This window comes from Curtobacterium sp. MCBA15_013, from assembly GCF_001865095.1.
GTDB lineage: Bacteria > Actinomycetota > Actinomycetes > Actinomycetales > Microbacteriaceae > Curtobacterium.
Genome location: NZ_MJGQ01000045.1, coordinates 562,504 through 584,512, shown reverse-complemented (window position 1 = coordinate 584,512; position 22,009 = coordinate 562,504). Strand labels below are relative to the sequence as shown.

Sequence of the window (22,009 nt, the reverse complement as noted above, 5' to 3'; positions counted from 1 at the left end):
GCCGAGGAGGAAGTCATGAGCATCGTCGTCATCGCGGAGATCGAACCCGCGCCGTACAACGAACCGGCCGTCGAGGAGGCCCTGCTCGCCGCGGTCGCGCGGGTCCGGTCCGAGGATCTCGGCTGCGAACAGTACGACCTCCACCACGACGCCCGAACGGGTCGGTTCGTGATGGTCGAGCGTTGGGCCGACCAGTCCGCCCTCGAGAGCCACGCAGCGGGCGCCGCGTTCGCGGCCCTCGGCTCGGCTCTCGAGGGGCGCCTGGCGGTCCCCATCGCGCTCCGGACGCTCCAACCGCTGGACGTGTGAGACGACGAACGGCCCGCGCGGACCCGATCAGGGTCCCCGCGGGCCGTTCCGTCGTTCACCGGAGGGCGTCGTAGCGTTCGTGGACCGGGGCAGCGAGGGATGACCGTGCCGCGCGCGTGAGGTCGTCGGCGAGGACCTCGTGCGCCCCTGCCTCGACGCCGTCCAGGATCGCGGCGACGACGTCTGCCGGGTCGTTCTTCGGCATGTCCCCCGGTGTCATCGGCGTGTCCGTGAACGCCAGGTACGCGCCGAGCACCTGGACGTCGTCGGGGGCGAGGTCCAGGCGCATGGAGTCCGTCGCCGACCACAGCGCAGCCTTGGACGCGCTGTACCCGTTGCCGATCGCGAGCCAGCTGAGCGCGGACGCGACGTTCACGACCGCACCGTGTGCGCGACGCAGTGCCGGCGCGAACGCCCTGGTGACCTGCACCGGTCCGAAGAAGTTGGTCTCCATCTGCTCCCGGACAGTGGCGATGTCGCCGTCCACCAGAGATCCGCTGCGCAGCACTCCGGCGTTGTTGACGACGATCGTCGCGTCCGGAACCGCGTCCGCGGCGGCCCGCACCGATGCCGGATCCGTCACGTCGAGCCGCATCGGGACCACGCGGTCGCCGACCTGAGCGCGTGGAGTCCGTGCTGCGGCGTACACCGTGGCCGCCCCGCGGTCGAGCAGTTGTCGGACGAACTCCTGTCCCAGGCCGCCGTTCGCACCGGTCACCACGACCACTGCTCCTGTGATCTCCGTCATGTCTGGCCTTCCTGTCGTCGTGCCGTCGATCGGGGGTGTGCGGGCATCAACCGACCGCGACGTCCGCGGCACGGAGCGCGGCACGGAGCGGCAGGTCGCCGGTGGTGATCTCGAGCTGCACCCGGCCCGGGTCCTGGCCGACGGCGACGTCGCACAACGCCGCTGCGACGTCCTCGCGAGCGATCCCGCGCCGCTCGACCCGGACTCCGGCCGAGAACCGTGCCGTGCCGGCGCCGTCGTGCAGCGCGTCGGGGCGGAGGATCACCCAGTCGAGGTCGAGCGTCCGGACGGCGGCGTCCGCGTCCGCCTTGGCCCGCAGGTAGACCTGGAACGGCTCGGTGGAGCCGCGTTCGTAGTCGTCGGCACCGGCGCCGGAGAGCACCACGAACCGCCGGACGCCGGCGACCACCGCGGCCTGGGCGAGGAGGATCGCTCCGTCCCGGTCCATCGCCAGCGAACGGCTGCTGGGACTGTTCTCCCCGGAGCCCGCTGCGAAGACGACGGCGTCCGCACCGGTGAGCACCGCCGCGACGTCGCTGACCGAGGCGTGTTCGAGGTCCAGCACGATCGGGATCACGCCCGCACGTGCGAGCTCCCCGCGCTGGTCGGGATTCCGGATGAGGCCGACGGGCACGTGCCCGCCGGCCCGCAGCTGCGCGGAGAGCAGCCGTGCGACCTTGCCGTGTGCGCCGGCGACGACGACTCGCATGGTGGGCCCGGTCACCCGACGACGACGTCGTCGATGCCGATGGAGACGATGAGCGGCTCCGGGAGCGCGTGGCCGTCTCCGTCGCGGACGAAGATGTTGCGCTCGGTGGCGAGCAGGAGGCCGTCGACCCAGGTCTGGCCGGTCATGTACTCGACGCTCGGCGAGGCACCGGCGATGTCGACCTCGTAGTCACGGCGACGCAGGACGCCGTCCGCATCGGCGTAGAGGGTCTGCGTGGGGGTGTGGGTCGCGATGCTGTCGGGGTAGGTGACGCGCAGGCGGTCCCACGTGGCTCCGTCCGGCTCGGTCCACGGGCCGACTTCCTCGACGCGGACGCCGGGGAACGTGAACGACCACGGCTCGGTGTTGTACGTCCACATGGCGTAGCCGGTGAAGTAGGCGAGCTGCAGCCGGTTCCACGGCGTCTCGAGCACGTGCCCGCGGAACGACGATCGCGGATCGGCGAGTTCCTCGACGACCTCGTCGCCGTGCGCGGTCGTGCGGACGACCGCGACGTGGTCGCCGGTGAACTCCGTACGGAGGTCGTCGGCGCCGAAGTGTTCGAGCGACGTGCGCTGGCGGCGGAGGTCGACGGTGAACCGACCTTCCTCGGCGATCCCCGGAACCTGCTTGAGGCCCCAGAAGGCGCCTCCGAAGTGTCGGTTCGCCGAGATGGTGGAGACGTCGGCCCAGCGGCTGCCGCCGTGGGCGTCGAGGATGCGGTCGAGCAGGGTCGTGGTGGTGGTCATGATCGCTCCGGGTCAGGCGGCGGTGGCCGCGGTGAGGAAGTCCTCGACGATGGCAGCGGCCTCGTCGGGGTACTGGAAGATCGACGCGTGGGCGGCGTCGGGGAACACGTGCAGGCGCGCGTCCGGGATGAGTCCGGCCAGCGTGTGGCTCCCGGGCGTCCGGATCATCAGGTCGTCGTCCCCCTGGAGCACCAGCGTCGGCTGCCGGATCCCGGTCAAGCGCTCGAGCTTCGAGATGTCCGGGACGCCCCAGGCGAGCACGGCGTCGTACTGCGCGTCGCGCACAGCGGGGGTGGTCGGCGCATCGCGGTCCTCGGTCCGAGCGCCCAACCGCCGGAGGAAGTCGACGCCACGAGCCCGGCTCGTGTCCGTGTGCGCGAAGAAGATGTACAGGAGGCTCTCCGCCGTGGGGACGTCGTGCCGTGATTCGCGCTCGATGTCCTCCCGCCATCCGTGCATCGACGGTGCACCGGCGGGGCCCGTCCCGGCGAGGACGAGCCTGCGGACCGCCCACGGTCGGAGGAGGGCCAGGTCCTGGGCGACGAACCCGCCGAGCGAGAACCCGAAGACGTCGAACCGACGGATGCCGAGGGCGTCGGTGAAGGCCAGCAGGTCGGTGGCCATCTGCCCCACGGTGGTCGGGACCGTCCCGGTCGACGCGCCGACGCCGGCGTTGTCCACGAGGACGACCTCGCGCCGAGCCGCGATCGGGTCGATGAGCGCCGGGTCCCAGTTGTCGAGGTTGCCGCGGAAGTGCATGAGGAAGACGAGTGGGACGCCGTCGGTGCTGCTCCCGAACCGGCGGTAGGCGTAGGTCGTGCCGTTCGCCGCGGTCACGGTGCTGGTCGGGACGGTGGTGGCGGTGTGACCGGCCGTGGTCTCCGTGGTGCTCATCGATGACTCCCTGGGTTCGACCGACCCGGGTGGTCGGTGGCGAGGTCGACGCTAGGAGCGGTGCGGACAGCGCCGCGTGCTCCCGTCAGGGACATGGTCCGGACACGGTCAGACACCGGCCGGCCGTCAGTCCACGTCGCCGGCGAGCGTCGCGCGGACCGCGGCTTCCTCGATGTCGAGGACGGTCAGCACCGCACGGACGGCGGTCTCCGCGTAGCGCCCCTCCCGGCGCGCGCGCAGGACCGCTCGACGTTCTTCGGCGATCGTGCGCATCCGCAGCTCCGCGTAGGAGGCCGCACGGTCGGCTCGGACCCCGTCGTCCCCGACGAACGTCTCGCCCAGCAGGGCGGCGTCGATCCGCACGCGTTCGACGGCCCGGTCGTCGTAGGCACCGTCGTCGAGGCCGTCGACGAGCTGCAGGCTCTCGGCGCGGGCCTCGGCGAGGAGCAGCTGGGTCTCCATCCGTTCCTGGTCGAGGTTCGGTGGTGGCAGCGCGACCCGGCGGATCACCCACGGCAGCGAGAGCCCGAGCAGGAGCGTCGCGACGACGACCACGAACGCGAGGAACTGCAGGAACGCCCGGTGCGGCGTCTGCTCGGGCAGCAGGAACACCGCGGCGAGGGTGACGACCCCCCGGACGCCCGCGACGGTGACCGGCAGGTCCAGGCGCCACTGCCAGCTCCGGCGTCGGAGCCGCGCCGGCCCCCATCGGTAGACCGCCGTCACGGCGAGGCTCCAGCCGAGCCGCGCGGCCACCAGCGTCACGAGGACCACGCTGATCACGAGCAGCGCGCGACCCAGCCCGATCCCGGACGACAAGGCCCCGCGCAGGATCGCCGGCAGGCTGAGTCCGATGAGCAGGAACACCGCGTTCTCGAGCAGGAACTGCACGGTGCGCCAGTTGAGCGACTCGGCCAGGCGGGCTTCGGCCGACTGCAGGACCGGCGCCCGGTACCCGAGGAAGAGTCCGGTGACGACGACGGCGAGTGGACCCGATGCACCGATGCCGTGCGCGAGCAGGAACGCGACGTAGGGCGTGACGAGGGACAGGCTCGTGTCGAGCACCGCGACGGAGAGCCGCCTCCGGACGGCGCCCATGACGAACGCGACCGACAACCCGATGCCGATGCCGCCGACCACCGCGAGGACGAACTCGCCCGCGGCGCGGACCGGGTCGAACACGGCGACGATGGCCACCACTGCGGTGTTCAACGCGACGAGCGCCGTCGCGTCGTTGAGCAGGCTCTCCCCGTCCAGGACCGAGGCGAGCAGCCTCGGCAGCGGTGCGCGCCGGGTGACGGCTGAGACGGCCACCGCGTCGGTCGGCGCCACGACGGCACCGAAGGCGAACGCCGCCGCCAGCGTCAGCGTCGGGACCACGGCCCACGTCACGACGCCGACGACCAGCGTGGTGAACGCGACGAGCCCGACGGACAGCAGCAACAGCGATTCCCGCCGGGCACGGACGTCCGACAGCGAGGTCTGCAGCGCCGCCGCGAACAGCAGGGGCGGGAGCAGGACCGACAGGACGAAGTCCGGTTCGACGTCCACGCGCGGCACACCCGGCACGTAGGACACGGCGACCCCGATGACGACGAGGGCCAGCGGGGCCGACCACCCCACGCGCCGTGCGGCTGCACTGACGGCGACCGTCACGACGAGGAACGCGACGACCCAGGTGAGGGTCTCGTCGATGCTCACGGCGCCGGCTCCAGGGTGACCGTGGCGCGGCCACGCGGCCCGGCACGGCGGGTGCCTAGCCTTCCTCCATGCGCAGCCGCCGTCGCGACCCCTCCGCCCCGGACACGCCGCCCGCGACCGGGCTGGTGTCGATCCCCCTCGCCCGGATCCTCGCGGATCCCGTCGTCCGGATCGGGGAACCGCACGGCGAGAGCGTCGTCGAGCAGGTCCGCTGACGACGGGCACGCCGTCACAGCTCCGCCAGGACTTCGGGGACCGGAGCGCCGAGTGCGATGAGCAGCTCCGCGAACTCGCGGTCCAGACCGTGGGCCACGGCGGTGATGCGCCCGACACCGAAGGAGCCGAACGACGCGCTCGGCACGTCGGCGGTGAGCAGGACCGGGTCCCCGGGCCGCTGCGAGATGGTCACGCGGAACGGCGCGAGCCCCATCACGCGCGGGTCGAACCGGTACATCCGTTCCGCGACGACGTGGTTCCCCACCAGGTACGAGACACACGACGACCGGTGCCCGGCGATGGCCATCAACGCGGTCGGTTCGTTCCGCCAGTACCGGATGAAGCCACGGGGTGCGTGCTGCTCGGTCCAGGTCTCGACCGTGTCCCAGTCGCGGTGCCGCGCCAGTGCTTCGGTCAGGCTCGTCTGGTCGAGCGGCGGCACGGCCAGCTCGAACGCCGCGACGACCTCGTCGAAGGGCTGCGCCATGGGGATGGAGAATCGGTCGGCGGTGTACTCGGTGATCTCGGTGTGCATGTCGGGACGGTAGATCGGCCGCCCCCGGACGTGCGTGTCCCCGCCCGGGCCAGTCAGCGCGGGCGGGGACACCGGTGGTTCAGAGCGCGGCGACCGCGGCTTCCGCGATCACGAGGTCCTGGTCCGGGGACCCGCCGCTCGACCCCACGGCACCGATGACGGAACCGGCTGCGTCGGTCACCGGGACACCGCCCGCGACGAACGTGAGCGGCTCGTGGCTGGCCGCCCCGAGCGAGTAGAGCGGTGCACCGGGCTGGACGGCGCCGGCCAGGTCGCCGGACGCGGCACCGAACGACACCGCGGTGCGGGCCTTCGCGGCACTGGCGTCGACGGACACCAGCGGTGCGCCGTCCTGCCGGGCGACCGCGACGACGCGTGCGCCCCGGTCCAGGACGGTGACGGTCGAGGGGACGCCGAGTTCGGCGGCCTTCGCCTCGGCGGCGGCGATGGCGGCGTGCGCCTGGGTGAGGGTGAGATCGGTCATGGGCTGGTTCCCTTCGTCGTGGACGCAGCCGACGCTAGGGACCGCGCACCGTCGCAGCGTGTCCCCGCCCGGGTCACCCGTGCGGTCGCACCGGAGGCCGTGGGTGGTCCCGACGGGGACACGCCCTGCCGCGCGCACCGCTCCTAGCGTGACGATCGCCGACGACCTTCGTCCGGCACCAGACCACGACGCAAGGAGCCTGCAATGCCCACGTTCACCACTCCCGACGGCATCGAGATGTACTACACCGAGCAGGGCGAGGGACAGCCCATCGTCTTCGCGCACGGCTGGCCGCTCAGCTCCGACGCCTGGCAGCCGGAACTGAAGTTCTTCAGCGACAACGGCTACCGCACCATCGCCCACGACCGCCGCGGCCACGGCCGTTCCGAGAAGACCGCCGTCGGCCACACCATCGACCAGTACGCGAAGGACCTCGCCGCGCTCATCGAGCACCTCGACCTGCACGACGTGATCGTCTTCGGACACTCCACCGGCGGCGGCGAGGTCGTCCGCTACGCCGCGCAGTACGCGAACGGCCGCGTCGCGAAGGTCGTCACGGCCGGCGCGATCCCGCCGATCATGGTGAAGTCCGACAGCAACCCCGAGGGCTCCCCGATCGACGTGTTCGACGGCATCCGTGCCGGCGTCCTCGAGGACGCGTCGCAGTTCTGGCTCGACCTCTCCGAGAGCTTCTTCGGCGCCAACCACGGCCGGGACGTCTCGTACGGCGCGAAGCTCGACTTCTGGCGCCAGGGCCAGAACGTGAACCTGTCCGCCGCGTACGACTGCGTCAAGGCCTTCTCCGAGACCGAGCAGAGCGAGGACCTGAGGGCGCTCACCGTGCCGATCCTCATCAACCACGGCGAGGACGACCAGATCGTCCCCATCGACGACGCCGCACGCAAGGCCATCGAGCTCGTCGCCGACGGCACCCTCAAGACCTACCCCGGCGCCCCCCACGGCATCCACGGCGACTACCGCGCGGTCCTGCAGCAGGACGTCCTCGCCTGGATCAAGGGCTGACGCGACCCACCACCGGACTGGAGGCGCGGCGCCAGCCCGCACCGCGCCTCCAGTCCGTCACCGCTCGCGCCACGGAATACGCAACCACTCTGGATGGTTACAGCGGCACCGCCACAGGAGGCATGATGAACACCACGGCCACGCACCACCCCCGGCTCCCCCTGAACACCTTCGGCATCGCGTTCGGCACCGCCGGACTCGCCGGTACCTGGACGGCCGCCGGCAGCCTGCTCGGTGCGCCCACGGCGATCGGCGAGGTCCTGTGGGCCGCCGCCGCGATCGCCTGGGCCGTCACGATCGTCCGGTACCTCCACCGCCCCGGCGGGCTCCGTGCCATCGGCGCCGACCTCCGACACCCCGTGCTCGGGCCGTTCGCCGCGCTCGTCCCCGCCGTCGGCTCGCTGCTCGCCGCCCACCTCGCGACCTGGGCGCCCGTCGCCGGTGCCGTCGGCGTCTGGACGATGCTGGCGCTCACGACCGCCTTCGGCGCCTGGTTCGTCACCGATCTCCTCACGTCTCCCCGCGAAGCCGCCTCCCTGCACGGCGGCTACCTGCTCCCGACCGTGGCCGGCTCGCTGCTCAGTGCGCAGTCACTCGCCGTGATCGGACACCCCGACCTGGCGATGGGGTACTTCGCGACCGGGGTGCTGTTCTGGTTGCTCGTGGGCGCGGTGCTCATCGCACGGTTCGCCACCGGCCCCGCCGTACCGCCGCCGCTCCTGCCGACGCTCGCCATCCTGTCCGCGCCGCCGGCGGTCGCCGGCAACGCCTGGTGGACCATGACGGGAGGCGCGGGTTCCGTCGTCGACACCGCCCTCGCGGGCACCATGGTCGCCTTCCTGCTCCCACACGCCTTCCTCGTGCGCCGGTACGTCCGGAGCGGGTTCGCGATCGGGTTCTGGGCGATGACGTTCACGACGGCGGCGAGCGCCACGTACGCGGTGCGACTGCTCTCCACCGCCGGCCTGGGCACCCTGGGGACCGTCCTCGCCTGGGTCGTCGTCGCGGTCGCGACCGGCATCGTCGGCAGCATCGCGGTCCGCTCGCTGGGGCTGCTCCGCAGGTCCGAGTCGAGTGGCTCCCGCCGCACCTCGGCCCCGTACCGACGCCTCGCCCTGATCGGCGTCGTCGTCGCGTCCGTCGCGGTGGCGTTCGGAGCGGGTGCCGGCAGCCCGCTGTTCGTCGTGTACCAGTCGGCGTGGGGCTTCCCCGACTGGCAGCTGACGACGGCGTTCACGGTGTACGCGGTCACCCTGCTCGGGACACTGCTCGTGGCCGGACGGCTGTCCGACCACATCGGGCGTCGTCCCGTCCTCATCGGGGCGCTCGTGCTCATGCTCATCGCGAGCGTCCTGTTCCTGCTCGCCGACTCGATCGGGTGGGTGATCGCCGCGCGGGCCGTGCAGGGGATCGCGACGGGAGCCGCCACCAGTACGTTCACGGCGGCCATCATCGAGCTGTCGAGCGAACGACACCGTCGCACGATGACCGTGCTGACCAGTGCCGCTCCCGTCGGCGGGCTCGCGCTCGGGGCGTTCGGAGGCGGGATCGCGGCACAGTTCACCCCGGACCCCACCGCCGCCGTCTTCCTGACCCTCGGGGTCGTCCTGCTCGTCGGCATCGCCGCGGTCCTCGCGGCCGACGAGACCGCCGACCGGCACGCCGGCGCACTCATGTCCCTGCGGCCGGTGCTCGCGGTGCCCGGTGCAGCGCGAGCGTGGTTCGCCGTGCTCGCCCCGCTGACGGTCGCCGGCTGGATGTTCTCCGGGCTGTTCCTCGGACTCGGCCCACGTCTCGACGACGGCGTGTTCGGCATCGACGGCGGGACCGCCAGCGCGGCCGTCGTCGCGCTGCAACCGGCGGCCGCCGCGGTGGCCGGCATGCTCTTCTCACGCGCCACCGCCCGGATCGCGACCGCGGTCGGCGCCGCGCTGCTGCTGCTCGGCGCAATCGGCGCCGGGTCGGCGATCCTCTCCGCGGACCTCCCGCTGCTCGTCGTGGCCGCCGTCGTCGGCGGGTCGGGCCAGGGCGCCGCGTTCGGCTCCTCCCTGCGGATCCTCGGACCACTCGCCGACAACGCGACCCGCGGCGGCCTCTTCGCCGCCGTCTACCTCGTCGCGTACGCCGCCTACGGGATCCCGGTGCTCGTCGCCGGGTTCTTCACCGGCGCCGTCGGACTCGCGGGCGTCGGCGCCGCGTACGCCGCGCTCGTGGCGATCGCGGCCGTCGCCGCCGGGATCGGTCTGACCGCGCGGTCCCGCAGGGAGCGCGCGGCAGTCCACACCGCGTGACCCCCCTCCCGATCACTCCACGGAAACGAACAGGACCACCATGACCACCACCACCGATCTCCACGGCGTCTCAGCCGCCGCCGCCGGTACCTTCCTGATCGGCGGGGACCTGCCCGTCGCCCGACTCGGGTTCGGCTCGATGCAGCTCGCCGGCCGGAACGCCTTCGGCCCGTCCCGCGACCCGGAGGGCGCCCGCGCCGTGCTCCGGCGCGCCGTCGAGCTGGGCGTGACGCTCGTCGACACCGCGGACGCCTACGGCCCCGAGGTCGCGGAAGGACTCATCGGCGAGGCGCTGGCCCCGTACCGATCGGACGTCGTCATCGCGACGAAGGGCGGGTTCGTCCGGGGACCACGGGGCGAATGGGTCGTCGACGGTCGCCCGGAGCACCTGCGAGCCGCCGTGCAGGGCAGCCTCCGTCGACTGCGACTCGAGCGGATCGACCTGTACCAGTTGCACCGCATCGACCAGCGGGTGCCGCTCGACGAGCAGCTCGGGACCCTCGCGGCACTCCGCGCCGAGGGACTCATCCGGCACGTCGGCCTCAGCGAGGTGAGCGTCCCGGAGCTCCTCGCCGCGCAGCGGATCCTGCCGATCGCCACGGTGCAGAACCTGTACAACCTGGTCGAGCGTTCCTCCGAGGACCTGGTCCGGGTCACCGCGGAACTCGGCATCGGCTTCATCCCGTGGTTCCCGTTGGCGACCGGCGGCCTCACGCGCGGCGCCGGAGCACTCGGGGCGATGGCGGCACGGGCCGGCGCCTCACCGTCGCAGGTGGCCCTCGCGTGGTTGCTGCAGCACGCTCCGAACGTGCTGCCGATCCCCGGGACGTCCAGCGTGGACCACCTCGAGGAGAACGTCGCGGCGGCGTCGGTCGTCCTGTCCCCGAGGGACGTCGCGGTGCTCGACGGCGCAGCCTGACGCCCGGTACGTCGGACGGCCCGGCCCCTCGGGGCCGGGCCGTCCGCCGTGCGCCCGGGTCACGGGGACGGGACGAAGAAGTCCCGGTACGACGGATCGTCGGGGAGCGACCGCTCCGCCACCAGCACGGCGATCTCGCGCGGGGACCGGAGTCCGCGTCGACGCCACTGGTCCGGGTCCGCCCTGAGCACGTGCAGGACCGCCCGCAGCGGGTTCACCGCCGGACTCCCGGCCGTTCGGTCGCGGGCGTCGGCACGGGCAGGAGCAGGGTCTGCACGGCAGGGGTGGCGGCTCCCGCTCCCACGTGCAGCACGGCGGGAAGGGGCGGGAACGAGATCGTCATCGCAGGTCTCCTCGGTCGGGGTCACGTCGTCGCGACACCGAGGACGCTACGGCCGGTGGGGTGCTCCGCACGTGTCCCCCCGAGGACCATCCCCTCGCAGGGACAGGCGGCGCGAGTGTGTCCCCGACGGAGCCACGCCGACCGGCCACGTGCGGACGTACCGTGCCAGCACGAGGCGATCCGCGCCTCCGGTCGGTCACCCGCCGACGCGACCCGCACGGAGGACCGCCATGACCGACACCGCCACACACCGAACCGGACGGGACGTCCCGACCACGACCCGTGCGTTCCTCGCCCAGGGCGGACGCTCGGTCCGCGACGAGGACGCGTTCGTCGTCCGCGACGTCCCCCTCCACCCGATCCGCCCGCGCGACCTGCTCGTCCGGGTCGAGGCGGTGTCGGTGAACCCGGTGGACACGAAGACCCGGCAGGGCCTGCGGTCCGGGACGAAGCAACTGGGCTGGGACGCCTCCGGCGTCGTCGAGGCGGTCGGCTCGGAGGTCACCCGGTTCTCCGTCGGTGACGCCGTGTGGTACGCCGGCACCCTCGACCGCCCGGGGACGAACGCCGAGCTGCACCTCGTCGACGAACGCCTCGTCGGTCGCCGCCCCGCGACGCTGGACCACGCCGAGGCCGCGGCGCTCCCGCTCACGGGGATCACCGCCTGGGAGACGCTGTTCGACCGGTTCCGCCTGACGGAGTCGAGTACCGGCACCCTGCTCGTCGTCGGAGCACCCGGCGGTGTCGGGTCGGTGCTCGTCCAGCTCGCGAAGGCGCGCACCGGCCTCACGGTGCTCGGGACCGCCGGCCGCTCCGAGAGCCGCGACTGGGTGTCGTCGATGGGAGCCGACCACGTCGTGGACCACCACGACCTCGTCGGCGGCGTGCGGGCGGTCGCGCCGGACGGGGTCGACTACGTCTTCACCGCGCACTCGGCGGGCAACGTCACCGCCTTCGCCGATCTGGTCCGCCCGTTCGGCCAGATCACCGCGATCGACGACCCGCGCGGACTCGACCTCTACCCGCTCAAGCGGAAGTCGATCGCCTGGCACTGGGAGCTCATGTTCACCCGATCGGCGTTCGGGACGCCGGACATGGGCGAGCAGGGCCTGCTCCTCGATGCGCTGGCGGACCTCGTGGACGCGGGTCGCGTGCGGACCACCGCGACGTCGGTCGTCCGGGGGCTCGACCCGGCCGGCCTCCGCGAGGCGCACCGTCAGGTGGCGGGCGGGACCGCGATCGGAAAGGTCGTCGTCGCGCGCTGAGGCGTGTGCGGTGGGCCGGGTCCGGCCGGCCGGACGGGACCGGTCAGCCGGGCCGGGTGGGGTGGCCGCGGCGGGGACTGTCAGTCGGCGAGGCTGTCAGTCGGCGAGGCTGTCGGCGAGGCTCGAGAGGCGGCGGGCGGACGGCTCGTCCGCACCACGCCACAGCAGCAGCGTGTCGCCGTCCGGGCCGGGCACCGCGAACCGGTGGTAGGCGAGGGCCAGGTGACCGACCACGGGGTTGTCGAAACCGACGACCCCGTCCGGATCCGCAGCGTCCGGCCCAGCCCAGAGTCGAGCGAAGGCCTCGCTCCGGGCCGCGAGCTCCCCGACCAGTTCGACGTACCCGCGGTCCTCCTCGTGCTCGTCGAGGGAGCGCCGCAGCTCCGCGACGACGCGGGCGCCGAGCGGCACCGCCTCCGCCGTCTCCGACGACGCGCGGAAGGCCTCGTCGCCCTCAGGCCGCAGGAACGTCGCCCGCGCGAGGTTCGCACCGGACCGGAACGTCGGGTGCACGGCCCCGGCCAACGCGTTCGCCACCCGGACGGTCAGGTGTCGGTCGTAGACGACCGCGGGGACCGTCCGCCACGGCAGCACGAGCCTGCCGAGCAGTGCTCGTGGGTGGTCGACCCCGTCGTCCGTGCTCACGGACGGAGCGTACGGCCCGGTCGTCGACGGCATCGTGTCCCCGGCGGGGACACCATCGGCGCGATCCGGTCGAGCCGCCGACATGTGGTCATTCGACCGATGCCCGGAGGGGACGACCAGCGGCAACGTGGAGCACGGTTGCCGGACGTCCCGGGAACGCTCGCCACGACCCGGGAGACACGATGCCCGCTCAGACCTCCTTCCTCGGCGAGTACCTCCGCGCACGCCGGGCCCTCGTCCGACCGGCCGACGTTGGCATCGACTCCTCACGGGCCCGGCGGGTGCCGGGACTCCGCCGCAGCGAGGTGGCGGGACTGGCCGGGATCAGCCAGGAGTACTACCTCCGGCTCGAGCAGGGCCGGGACCGGAGGCCCTCGCACCAGGTGCTCGGCGCGATCGTGCGGGCCCTGCGCCTCGACGACGTCGCGCTCGAGCACATGCACCGGCTCGCCCGACTCGACGAGGGCGGCCCGACCGGGAGCACCACCGACGACGGGGCGGGACCGCCCGCACCGGTCGAGCCCGCACTGCTCGAGCTCGTCGACGGGCTGTCCGGCGTGCCCGCGATGCTCATGAGCGCCGAGCAGGACGTCCTGGCATCGAACACGTTGGCCCGGGCGATCAGGCCGCGGCTGCTGCCAGGGACGAACTTCCTGTTCCACCTGTTCACCGACCGCGCGCGCGCCGAGGTCATCGACTGGGAGGACGACGCCCGACGGGCGGTCGCCAACCTGCGGTTCCACGGTGATCCGAGGAACGCCCGTCACCGCGAGGTCGTCGGGACCCTGGCGATCCGGGACGCGACCTTCCGAGAGCTGTGGGCCCGGCACGACGTCGAGCAGCAGGTCACGTGGGTCGCTCGGATCCGACTCGGCACCGCCGAACCGGTCGAGCTCACGTGCCACTCGCTGGCCGTTCCGGGCGGCAGCGGGCGGTCGGTGATGACCCTGACCGCCGAACCGGGGACGGCGGCGGCCCTGGCGTTGCAGCGGTTCACCGCGATGCGCCGCGGTCTCGGCGCTCACTCGGCCGCCAGCGAGGTCGGACGCGTGGCGTGACCGTCTGCTCGCGCCCTCAGTCGGAACGGTCCGAGGGCCGCAGCGCACCGGCCAGCTGGGACCGTCTGCTGATGCCGAGCTTCGTGAACGCCCGGGACAGGTGCGCCGCGACCGTCCGGTGCGAGAGGTAGACCTCGTCCGCGATCTCCTTGTTGGTGCGCCCGGTCGCCGCCATGCGCGACACGAGGAGCTCCTGCGCGGTGAGGAGTCGAGCCGGCGCCCGGTCCGTCGACGTCCGGTCCGTCGACTGTCCACCGGTCGCCCGGAGTTCGGACGCGGCGCGCGCGGCCCAGTTGCGGGCGCCGATGCGGTCGAACAGCCGGGCCGCCTCGGACAGGTGCTGACGTGCATCGACGATCCGGCGGACGCGCCGCAGCCGTTCACCCAGGTGCAGTCGCGCGACCGCGAGGTCGAACGGTGTGTCGATCGCCGAACCGAGGTCGACCGCCGCGGCGAGGTGCCCGAGGGCCGTCTCATCGTCCGGTGCCAGGAGACCGCGCGTCCGCTCGACGAGCAGCGCGAGGTGCGGCGAGCCGGTCGTGGCGGCCGCCGCGGCGGCGTCCGTCAGCCAGGCGCGGACCGAGTCGGTGTCGCCCGCGCGGACCGCCGACTCGACCACGTCGGCGCCCGCCCACAGCGCCACCGCGCCGTTCGCCCGCGTGCGCACATGGTGTGCCACGGCGTCCTCGTGGCGTCCCTCGTCGACGGCGATGAGTGCTGCCGCCCACGCGGCGGTCGCGACGATGCGCGCGAAGGCGCCGGCCACCGGGATCTCGTCCAGGGCCGCGAGTCGTGTCCGGGCCGTGGCCGTGTCCCCGGCGCGCACGAGGGCCCGCGCCGCCTCGGAGAGCGCCATCCCGGCGACCACCGGGAGGTCGAGCTCGCGGCTGAGACGCTCCGCGCGATCGGCGTCGGCGAGTCCGTCGGTGAGGTGGCCCGCCGTGACGCGGGGTGAGGCACGTCCACACAGAGCGGTGGTCTCGTCGCTCGTGCGTGCCGCGTCGTGGAACAGCCGGACGCCAGCGGTCCAGCACCGGTCCGACGTGGCCATGTCGCCGGACTCCTCGGCGGCGAACGCCAGGCAGTTCACGATGACGCCGTCGGTCGCCTGTGCACGGGCGAGGAACCGGTCCACGGTGCGCTCGTCGAGACGCTGCCCGGGACGGACGAGGGCGAGTGCCACCTCGGCGAGCACCGCGTCGTCGGCGTCCCCGCGTCCGCCCGGAGCGTGGTCGACGTCCTCCACCGTGTCGGCCACGAGCGCTCGGACGGCGTCCGCCTCCTGGTGGATGTAGCACTTCGCCGCCGCCCACAGCAGGACCTCGGCACGCTCGGTCGGATCTGCCCGGGTCGTCGCGAACGCCACGAGCTCCTCGGCCGTCCGACCGCGGTGGTCCGCGGTCATGCTCAGCATCCACTCCGCGCGCGCGAACCGGTGCTGTGCGCGGCCGTCCGACAGATCGGTGAGCGGCTTGGCACGTTCGAGCAAGGCGGACGCCTCACCCGAGGCGCCGGCGCGTCGGGCTGCCTCGGCGGCCTCCACCAACCGGTTCGCCTGCTGGGTCGGGTCGGGCGAGAGGTCGGCGGCTCGCCGCCACGCCGATGCCGCCTCGGCGGGGGCGCCTTGCCGGAGCGCAGCACTCGCCACGGCGTCGAGTTCGGCGGCGACCGCCTCGTCGAGGCCGGTCGTCGCCTCGGCCCGGTGGATCGCACGGCGACTGGGCGAACGGACCGCCAGTGCCAGGGCGTGGTGGACCTCGCGCCGACGGATCGGATCGGCGGCGTCGTAGTGCGCCGACCCCACCAGCGGGTGCCGTGGCACGAACCGGTCGCCGTCACGCCGCAGCAGACCCTCGCGCTCGAGGGTCGCCAACTCGCCCGCGCCGAGTCCGACCCCCACGAGTGCCTGCTCGAGCTCCCGAGCGGTGGCGTCCTCTCCGGCGACCGCGACGAGCAACGCCCGCTGGGTCGTCTCCGGGAGCAGCAGGACACCGGCGAGGAACGTCCGCTCGAGTCGGGCGGACATGCGTTCGGACAGTGGTCCGCGCGCGGTGCCGGCGACGGGCGCGGAGAACTCGAGCAGGGCGAGCGGGTTGCCGTACGACTCCCGACGCACCCGTGCCCGTTCCCCGGTCGGCAGGTGGTCCGCGACGTCGGTGAGCAGCCGGTCCGCCGCGGCGTCGTCGAGCGGACCGACGTGGAGCACGGTCGGGAACGCGTCCTCGTGGTCACCGACAGGGGTACCGCTCCGGGTCGTCGCGACGAGGAGGACGGGGAGTCCGCGGACCCGCGATGCGACGAAGACGAGCGCCTCGAGCGAGGTCCGGTCCGTCCAGTGCAGATCGTCGACGAGTGCCACCACGGTCCCGTGGCTGCTCGCCTCCTCGAGCAGCCCGAGCACGGCGATGCCGAGCAGGAGCCGGTCGGGGGCCGGTCCGTCACGACGGCCGAAGGCGACGTCGAGGGCCGAAGCCTGACGATCGGGGAGGGCAGCCGCGAAGGGCAGGAGTGGGTGGAGCAGTTCGTGCAGGCCGCCGAACGGGATCTCGGTCCCGCTGCGCACCCCACGGGCACGGAGGACGAACCGGACGTCCGCGGTGGCGTCCGCGGCGACGGTCTCGAGCAAGGCGCTCTTGCCGATGCCGGGATCGCCGTCGACCAGGACCGCGGTACCGTGCCCCCGCCGGGCGTGGTCCAGGGCACCGGCCAGGACGAGGAGTTCGGCGTCGCGGCCGACCAGTTGCGAGGCGCGTTCGGGCACGGTGTGAGCATACGTTGCCGTCAGTCGCCCGGCGAGGTCCTCCTCCGTGTCCGCCCCGGCACGGCCGGCAGGAGGGACGACAGCACGACGAGAGCCGTGCACAGCGCGCCGATCGCCACCAGGACCGCGACGGGGACGATCGGCCTGGTCGACGGGTACCGCCCGACGAGCACCGCCCACTCCGCGATGACGGAGACGCCCACGGTGGCCGCGGCGATGAGCGTGCCGCTCACCCCGAGGACGACACCCTCGAGTGCCGCGACGGCCACCGGCAGGGCCGGGGTCGCGCCGACGGCCAGGAGCTGCTCGCGCTCCTGCGCGCGGTCCCGAGCCGCCATCGCCGCCGTCGCCGCGGCCCCGACGGCGGCGAGCAGGACCGGGCCGCTGAGGACGAGGACGGTCGTCACCGCTGAGCCGCTCCTGGTCGCGTCGTCTCCGATCGCTGTCGCCGCCGTCCGCTGACCCCCGACGAGCGCCGTGGGCAGGGCCACGGCCACCAGGAGCGCCGCGAGCGTCGTGTCGCTCCGAGCCGCAGCCCGCCGGACAGCTGCGCGCGCGAGAGCGAAGGACACCGACGCGCTCGCCGGCACCGCCGCCGTCCAGAGCCGGACGACGGGTGCACCGACCGACCTGCCGAGGACGGCGACCGCCGCGACCAGCACCGGACCGATGAGGAGTGCCGACGCCGCGCCGTCCGGTACGGACGCCGGGAGTCCGGCGAGCATGCTCGCCGCGAGCGCCGTCAGCAGTGCCGCGACCAAGGCACGGAGGATCGGCGGTCGACGTCCGCGCACACCCGGTCCGACACCGAGCAGCGGCGGGGTCGTGGCGGCGCGGCGGCTCCCCGAGAGCCCGGCGACGACCGCGGCGGTGACCGTCACCCCGACGACGACGACGGCCTCGGCCCAGGAAGCGGCCACCCGGACCCCGTCGAGTCCGGAGGCTCCGGCCAGGGCGGCGTCGACGGCGGCCGGGACGACGACGCCAGCCGCGGCCGCTCCGACCACGGCGCCGAGCACGGCGACGAGTGCGGTCTGGACGAGCACGGTCACACGGACCCCTCGAGGAGTGACGCCGGCCAGCTGCCAGAGGGCGTACGTCCGCTCCAGGAGCCCCGCGGTGAGCCGCACCACGGCGGACACCACCACGAGGATCGCGATGAGCCCGAACGCGGCGGTCGTGCCCGCGATCGACAGCAGCGCCAGCCCCCGGACCCCGGGTGTCCGCAGGCCGCCGACCACGAGCACACCGGGGACGCTGCCGGCCAGTGCGGCGACCGCGGACACCGCGCACAGGCCGGCCCAGACGCGCCACGACGTGCGGAGATCGGCTGTCGCCAGGCGGACGAGGATCATGCGCGTACCGACGCACGCTCGATCGAGTCGAAGAGCGCGTCGACGTCCGGTGCGACCAGCTCCGCGTGGACGACGCCGTCCCGCAGGACGATCGCGCGGTCGGCCCGCGCCGCGGCCGCGAGGTCGTGCGTCACCATGACGACCGAACGCTGCCCCGAGGCGGTGTGCCGCAGCAGGTCGAGCACCGCGCCGCCGGCCACCGTGTCGAGCGCCCCGGTCGGTTCGTCGGCGAACACCACCTGCGGCCGTGCGACGAGCGTCCGGGCGATCGCCACGCGCTGCTGCTGTCCGCCGGACATCGAATCCGGGTACCGGTGTGCGGAGTCGAGCATGCCGACGGCGTCCAGGGCGGCGTCGACCGTCCGGCGATCAGCGGGGCGTTTCGCCAGGCGTGCCGGCAGCGCCACGTTCTCCCGGGCGGTGAGTGCCGGGAGCAGGTTGTACGACTGGAAGACGAAGCCGACCCGACCGCGTCGGAACCGGGCCGACCGCTGCCGCGAGAGCGGGCCGATGTCGGTGCCGTCGATCTCCACGGTGCCCCGGAGCGGGCGTTCCAGACCCGACAGGCACGCGAGCAGCGTGCTCTTGCCGGAGCCGCTCGGGCCGACGACCGCCAGCATCTCGCCGCGCTGGACGTCGAGCGACACCCCGCGCAGGACCGGCTCGGCCGCGCGACCGGGATAGGCGTGCTCGACGTCGCGGGCGCGCACGATGGGTCGGTCATCAGGGTCTCGCTGCACCGTCGCAGGCTAGCCAGCGAGGAAGGCCGTGCGCCTGTCTCTGCCGGGGACAGGCTCCGCTCAGGGCGCGCGGCCGTCGATCCGCTCGAGCAGCGCGCGGAGCTCGCCGAGCACCGCACCCGCCTGGGCGTCCGCCCGATCGGCGTCGACCAGGGCGATCCCCCGCTCGGCGTCGCGTCGGGCTCCATCGGCCTCCCCGGAACCGAGCAGCGCCTCGGCACGCTGTCGGAGCGCGCGAGCAGCACCCGTGTCCCACGACAGCGCCGACGCCGCACCGAACCCCGCGTCCGCCGCGTCCCGGGCGTCGTCCCATCGCCCCAGCGCGTTGGCCGACTTCGCGATCTCCTCCAGCGCGACCACCCGGGTGAACACCGCCCCTGGGTCGCCCTCCCCGACCCGCTCGAGGTCGCGGAGGACCGCTCGGAAGGACGCGATCGCCTCGGCGTGCCGGCCGAGCAGGTGGAGTGCTGCGCCCGCCATCGAGCGACACTGGACGAGCGCGGCGTCGTCCCCGGTCCTCGTGTTCCCGTCGATCGCGGCGTCGATGTGCGGCAGCGCGAGCTCCGGCTGTCGGAGCGCCAGGTGTGCCCACGCAACGTGGTACTCGGCGCTCGCGGACACGGCGTCGTCGTCTGCCGCACGGGCGTCCGCCAGACCCCTCGTGGCGAGCTCGAGCGCACCGGTCCGGTCGCCGCGCTCCATGAGGGCAGCCCACGTCTGCAGACCGAGGAGCCGCGCTGCCGACGCTCGGTCGTCGGCCGCGTGCGCGGCGTCGACCGCGTCGCCGAACAGCTCGTACCAGTGCCCCCATGCCGGCCACAGGTTGGAGAACCACTCGAGACCGGCCGCGGTCCGGATCACGTCGCCGTGCAGCCCGTCCGACACCGCGGCGCGGAACGCCGCCCACCAGTGGTCGACCTCACCGGTGATCCACCGCTTCGCCGCTGCCGGGTCGGCGAACTCCGGATCGGCCTGGTCACGGCGGGCGGACTCGGGAGCGAACCGCCGTGCCGCTCGATCGAGGGACGAGAGGACCGACCGGTGCAGTCGCTCCCGCAGCGCACGGGACGCGCCGGGACCGTCCTCGGCGTCGATCCGATCGGCGCCGAACGCCCGGAGCAGGTCATGCACGTGGTACCGGTTCCCACCGCGTGGCTCGACGAGACCGAGGTCCACCAACTCCTCGAGGGCGTCCTCGGCGGTCACGTCGTCGAGTCCGAGGGGAGCGCCGCCGGTCCGTGCATCGAAGCTCGTCCCGTCGATCACCGCGAGCGAGCGGAACACCTGCGCCGTGACGGACGGGAGCCGCTCGTAGGAGACGGCGAACGCGGCCTCGACCGAGCGGTCACCGTGCCGGAGGGCGCCGAGCCGTTGCTCCTCGGCGCGCATGGCACCGAGGAAGCCGTCGACGTCGTCCGTCCGTGCCGCGATGCGGCTCCCGGCGATCCGCAGCGCCAGCGGGATCCCCGCGCAGTGCTCGGCCACCGCCGCCAGGGCCGGCTCGCTCGCCGCGTCGGGCACGATCCGCTCGAGCAACGCGAGGCCATCGGCGAGCGGCATCGGCTCGACCTGGAGGCGGAGTCCGGCGTCGAGTCCGGCCAGCGGACTCCGGCTCGTCACGACCACCGGCACCCCCGGTCCCGCCGCGTCGACCACCGGACGCACCTGCGCCTCGCTGCCGGCATCGTCGAGCAGGACCGCGTGCCGGTGGTCGGCGCTGAGTTCGCGCCACCGTGCTGCCGCCGCGTCGAAGACCGCCGGTGCCTCTTCCGCGCCGTCGGTGGCGAGGGAGACGAGACGGCGGAGGACGTCGAGCGCCGACAGCGGGGCGGCTGTCTGCCCACCGAGGTCGACGTGGATCCACGGGACACCGCGGACGCGGAGCGCCTCGGCAGCGAAGGTGCTCTTGCCGACACCGGGGCCGCCGGACACGATCACCGCTCCCGTGTGTGCGCCCCGGAGGCGGTCGAGCACCCTGCCGAGTTCGCGGTCGCGTCCGGTGAAGTCGCCGACGAGGTCCGGGGCGCTCGCCGGCGTCGACGGACGGGCCCGACCGATCGACAGCAGCGCGTCCCGTTCTGCCGACGTCACGCCGAGTGCCGCCGCGATCGCCTCGATCGTCGCGCGCTGCGGGCGCCGCGCGACCCCTCGCTCGATGTCGCTGAGGGTCCGCACGCCGACGTGGGCGGCGTCGGCGAGGTCGGCCAGCGTCCGGCCCGCCGTGGTGCGCAGCCGCCGGAGGAGCTCGCCGTCGGGTCGTTCCTGCACGTGCTCCTCGATTCCTGCCTGCGTTCTGCATGGTGCCGACGCCGGGTGCCTGGTGGGCTGGTACCCGACATCATGCAGCACCGTTCACGACGGTGCAGCGAGGACGAGCGGGAGCGATGCCATGCCGACTGCGATCACGCCTCTGGGTGAGTACCTCCGCGCACGACGAGCACTCGTGCAGCCGCAGGACGTCGGCATCGTGTCGTCGACGCCGAGGCGGGTCGTCGGGCTGCGACGGGACGAGGTGGCCCGCCGCGCCGGGATCAGTCAGGAGTACTACCTCCGACTCGAGCAGGGCCGCGACCGCCAACCGTCGGACCAGGTGCTGCACGCCCTCGGCCGTGCGCTCCGCCTGGACCAGGACGCGGTGGACCACATGGACCGCCTCGTCCGGATCCAGACCGGCGAGGCTCGTTCCGACGACCACACGACGCCGGCTCGCGTCATGGACACGCTGAGCGGCCTCCTCGACCAGTGGACCGGGACGCCGGCGTACATCATGGACGGCAACCAGGACGTCCTGGTCGTGAACCCGCTGGCACGGGCGATGACGGGCGGCGGGCTGACACCCGGGGTGAACCTGCCGCTGGCGGTGTTCTCGCCGTTCGGCCGCGCGGTGATGGAGGACTGGCCGGAGGCCGCCGCCCGGACCGCGGCGACGCTGCGGTACGGGAGCGATCCCCGCGATCGGCGGCTGCAGGAGATCATCGGCACCCTGTCCGTCCGGGACCCGGATTTCCGGCGGCTCTGGGCACGGCACGACGCCCGCCCGTACCTCAACGGCTCGATCGACCAGGACGTGCACGGCCACGGCCGGGTGACCCTCACGTGCCAGACGCTCGAGGTCCCGGGCCCGCAGCGGTACGTGCTCACCGCCTTCCACGCGGCGGACGGCACGGACGGTGCGCGGGCGCTGGCGGCGCTGCGAGACGAGGTCACGACCGCTCCTGGACGACGCGCCGTCGAGGTCTGACCGCCGGGCGACGCCCTCGTCCC

At 73.6% G+C, this 22,009-nt stretch carries 22 protein-coding genes; 8 read left to right on the top strand and 14 right to left on the bottom strand.

Annotated features, from left to right (window positions below; genetic code table 11):
• Window positions 1–15: 15 nt before the first annotated feature.
• Complete coding sequence (locus BIV01_RS16675) at window positions 16–309, top strand: putative quinol monooxygenase (protein ID WP_071295139.1); 294 nt, start codon at window positions 16–18, stop codon at window positions 307–309.
• 55 nt (window positions 310–364) lie between these two features.
• Here BIV01_RS16675 and BIV01_RS16670 read toward each other — a convergent pair whose 3' ends face one another.
• The 5 genes from BIV01_RS16670 to BIV01_RS16650 all read right to left on the bottom strand — a co-directional run bounded on the left by BIV01_RS16670 (window position 365) and on the right by BIV01_RS16650 (window position 5,110).
• Window positions 365–1,057 carry an SDR family oxidoreductase gene (locus BIV01_RS16670; RefSeq protein ID WP_071303558.1) on the bottom strand — a complete coding sequence of 231 codons (693 nt, stop codon included), beginning with the start codon at window positions 1,055–1,057 and terminating at the stop codon, window positions 365–367.
• Window positions 1,058–1,103: 46 nt separating this feature from the next.
• The gene (locus tag BIV01_RS16665) at window positions 1,104–1,766 is read right to left on the bottom strand and encodes an NAD(P)H-binding protein (RefSeq protein ID WP_071303612.1); all 663 of its coding nucleotides are present in this window, start codon (window positions 1,764–1,766) and stop codon (window positions 1,104–1,106) included.
• Window positions 1,767–1,777: 11 nt separating this feature from the next.
• A complete protein-coding gene (locus BIV01_RS16660; RefSeq protein ID WP_071295137.1) occupies window positions 1,778–2,515 on the bottom strand; it encodes a hypothetical protein in 738 nt (245 codons plus the stop codon).
• A gap of 12 nt (window positions 2,516–2,527) precedes the next feature.
• Window positions 2,528–3,409 carry an alpha/beta fold hydrolase gene (locus BIV01_RS16655; RefSeq protein WP_071303557.1) on the bottom strand — a complete coding sequence of 294 codons (882 nt, stop codon included), beginning with the start codon at window positions 3,407–3,409 and terminating at the stop codon, window positions 2,528–2,530.
• Between the two features lie 126 nt (window positions 3,410–3,535).
• Window positions 3,536–5,110, bottom strand: coding sequence for a cation:proton antiporter (locus BIV01_RS16650; protein WP_071303556.1), 1,575 nt, complete (start codon window positions 5,108–5,110; stop codon window positions 3,536–3,538).
• 68 nt (window positions 5,111–5,178) lie between these two features.
• Here BIV01_RS16650 and BIV01_RS20010 point away from each other — a divergent pair, with 68 nt between their 5' ends.
• Entirely contained in the window at window positions 5,179–5,325 is a 147-nt protein-coding gene (locus BIV01_RS20010) for a hypothetical protein (RefSeq protein WP_175473760.1), read from the top strand.
• Between the two features lie 14 nt (window positions 5,326–5,339).
• Here the strand turns inward: BIV01_RS20010 and BIV01_RS16645 are convergent, their stop codons facing one another.
• Both BIV01_RS16645 and BIV01_RS16640 read right to left on the bottom strand, forming a co-directional pair.
• Entirely contained in the window at window positions 5,340–5,861 is a 522-nt protein-coding gene (locus tag BIV01_RS16645) for a hypothetical protein (protein WP_071303555.1), read from the bottom strand.
• Window positions 5,862–5,940: 79 nt separating this feature from the next.
• Entirely contained in the window at window positions 5,941–6,345 is a 405-nt protein-coding gene (locus BIV01_RS16640; protein WP_071295133.1) for a GlcG/HbpS family heme-binding protein, read from the bottom strand.
• Window positions 6,346–6,549: 204 nt separating this feature from the next.
• Here BIV01_RS16640 and BIV01_RS16635 point away from each other — a divergent pair, with 204 nt between their 5' ends.
• From BIV01_RS16635 to BIV01_RS16625, 3 genes are all read left to right on the top strand, one after another.
• Window positions 6,550–7,368: an alpha/beta fold hydrolase gene (locus BIV01_RS16635; protein ID WP_071295132.1), complete on the top strand. Its 819-nt coding sequence runs from the start codon at window positions 6,550–6,552 to the stop codon at window positions 7,366–7,368.
• A gap of 122 nt (window positions 7,369–7,490) precedes the next feature.
• Window positions 7,491–9,659, top strand: coding sequence for an MFS transporter (locus tag BIV01_RS20120; RefSeq protein ID WP_083414102.1), 2,169 nt, complete (start codon window positions 7,491–7,493; stop codon window positions 9,657–9,659).
• 40 nt (window positions 9,660–9,699) lie between these two features.
• Window positions 9,700–10,578 carry an aldo/keto reductase gene (locus tag BIV01_RS16625; RefSeq protein WP_071303554.1) on the top strand — a complete coding sequence of 293 codons (879 nt, stop codon included), beginning with the start codon at window positions 9,700–9,702 and terminating at the stop codon, window positions 10,576–10,578.
• Between the two features lie 59 nt (window positions 10,579–10,637).
• Here BIV01_RS16625 and BIV01_RS20000 read toward each other — a convergent pair whose 3' ends face one another.
• Together BIV01_RS20000 and BIV01_RS20380 are read right to left on the bottom strand one after the other, a co-directional pair.
• On the bottom strand, window positions 10,638–10,796 hold the full coding sequence (locus tag BIV01_RS20000; RefSeq protein WP_175473759.1) for a hypothetical protein: 159 nt from the start codon (window positions 10,794–10,796) through the stop codon (window positions 10,638–10,640).
• Window positions 10,793–10,921: a hypothetical protein gene (locus BIV01_RS20380; RefSeq protein WP_261645759.1), complete on the bottom strand. Its 129-nt coding sequence runs from the start codon at window positions 10,919–10,921 to the stop codon at window positions 10,793–10,795. Before BIV01_RS20380 ends, BIV01_RS20000 begins: the two co-directional genes overlap by 4 nt.
• A gap of 230 nt (window positions 10,922–11,151) precedes the next feature.
• Here BIV01_RS20380 and BIV01_RS16620 point away from each other — a divergent pair, with 230 nt between their 5' ends.
• The gene (locus BIV01_RS16620; RefSeq protein WP_071303553.1) at window positions 11,152–12,186 is read left to right on the top strand and encodes a zinc-binding alcohol dehydrogenase family protein; all 1,035 of its coding nucleotides are present in this window, start codon (window positions 11,152–11,154) and stop codon (window positions 12,184–12,186) included.
• Window positions 12,187–12,282: 96 nt separating this feature from the next.
• Here the strand turns inward: BIV01_RS16620 and BIV01_RS16615 are convergent, their stop codons facing one another.
• Window positions 12,283–12,831 carry an MmyB family transcriptional regulator gene (locus BIV01_RS16615; protein ID WP_139199477.1) on the bottom strand — a complete coding sequence of 183 codons (549 nt, stop codon included), beginning with the start codon at window positions 12,829–12,831 and terminating at the stop codon, window positions 12,283–12,285.
• A 182-nt stretch (window positions 12,832–13,013) separates the two neighbouring features.
• Between BIV01_RS16615 and BIV01_RS16610 the strand changes: the two genes are divergently transcribed.
• Complete coding sequence (locus BIV01_RS16610) at window positions 13,014–13,889, top strand: helix-turn-helix domain-containing protein (RefSeq protein ID WP_071303551.1); 876 nt, start codon at window positions 13,014–13,016, stop codon at window positions 13,887–13,889.
• 16 nt (window positions 13,890–13,905) lie between these two features.
• Here the strand turns inward: BIV01_RS16610 and BIV01_RS16605 are convergent, their stop codons facing one another.
• The 4 genes from BIV01_RS16605 to BIV01_RS16590 are packed head-to-tail and all read right to left on the bottom strand — an operon-like array spanning window position 13,906 to window position 21,013.
• On the bottom strand, window positions 13,906–16,650 hold the full coding sequence (locus BIV01_RS16605) for an ATP-binding protein (protein WP_175473758.1): 2,745 nt from the start codon (window positions 16,648–16,650) through the stop codon (window positions 13,906–13,908).
• Window positions 16,651–16,670: 20 nt separating this feature from the next.
• Window positions 16,671–18,005, bottom strand: coding sequence for a hypothetical protein (locus BIV01_RS19995; protein WP_071303550.1), 1,335 nt, complete (start codon window positions 18,003–18,005; stop codon window positions 16,671–16,673).
• The gene (locus BIV01_RS16595; RefSeq protein ID WP_071303549.1) at window positions 18,002–18,745 is read right to left on the bottom strand and encodes an ABC transporter ATP-binding protein; all 744 of its coding nucleotides are present in this window, start codon (window positions 18,743–18,745) and stop codon (window positions 18,002–18,004) included. Before BIV01_RS16595 ends, BIV01_RS19995 begins: the two co-directional genes overlap by 4 nt.
• A 60-nt stretch (window positions 18,746–18,805) precedes the next feature.
• Entirely contained in the window at window positions 18,806–21,013 is a 2,208-nt protein-coding gene (locus BIV01_RS16590) for a helix-turn-helix domain-containing protein (protein WP_071303548.1), read from the bottom strand.
• Window positions 21,014–21,134: 121 nt separating this feature from the next.
• On the opposite strand from BIV01_RS16590, the gene BIV01_RS19495 reads away from it, so the two are divergent.
• On the top strand, window positions 21,135–21,986 hold the full coding sequence (locus BIV01_RS19495; RefSeq protein WP_071295124.1) for a helix-turn-helix domain-containing protein: 852 nt from the start codon (window positions 21,135–21,137) through the stop codon (window positions 21,984–21,986).
• Window positions 21,987–22,009 lie beyond the last annotated feature (23 nt).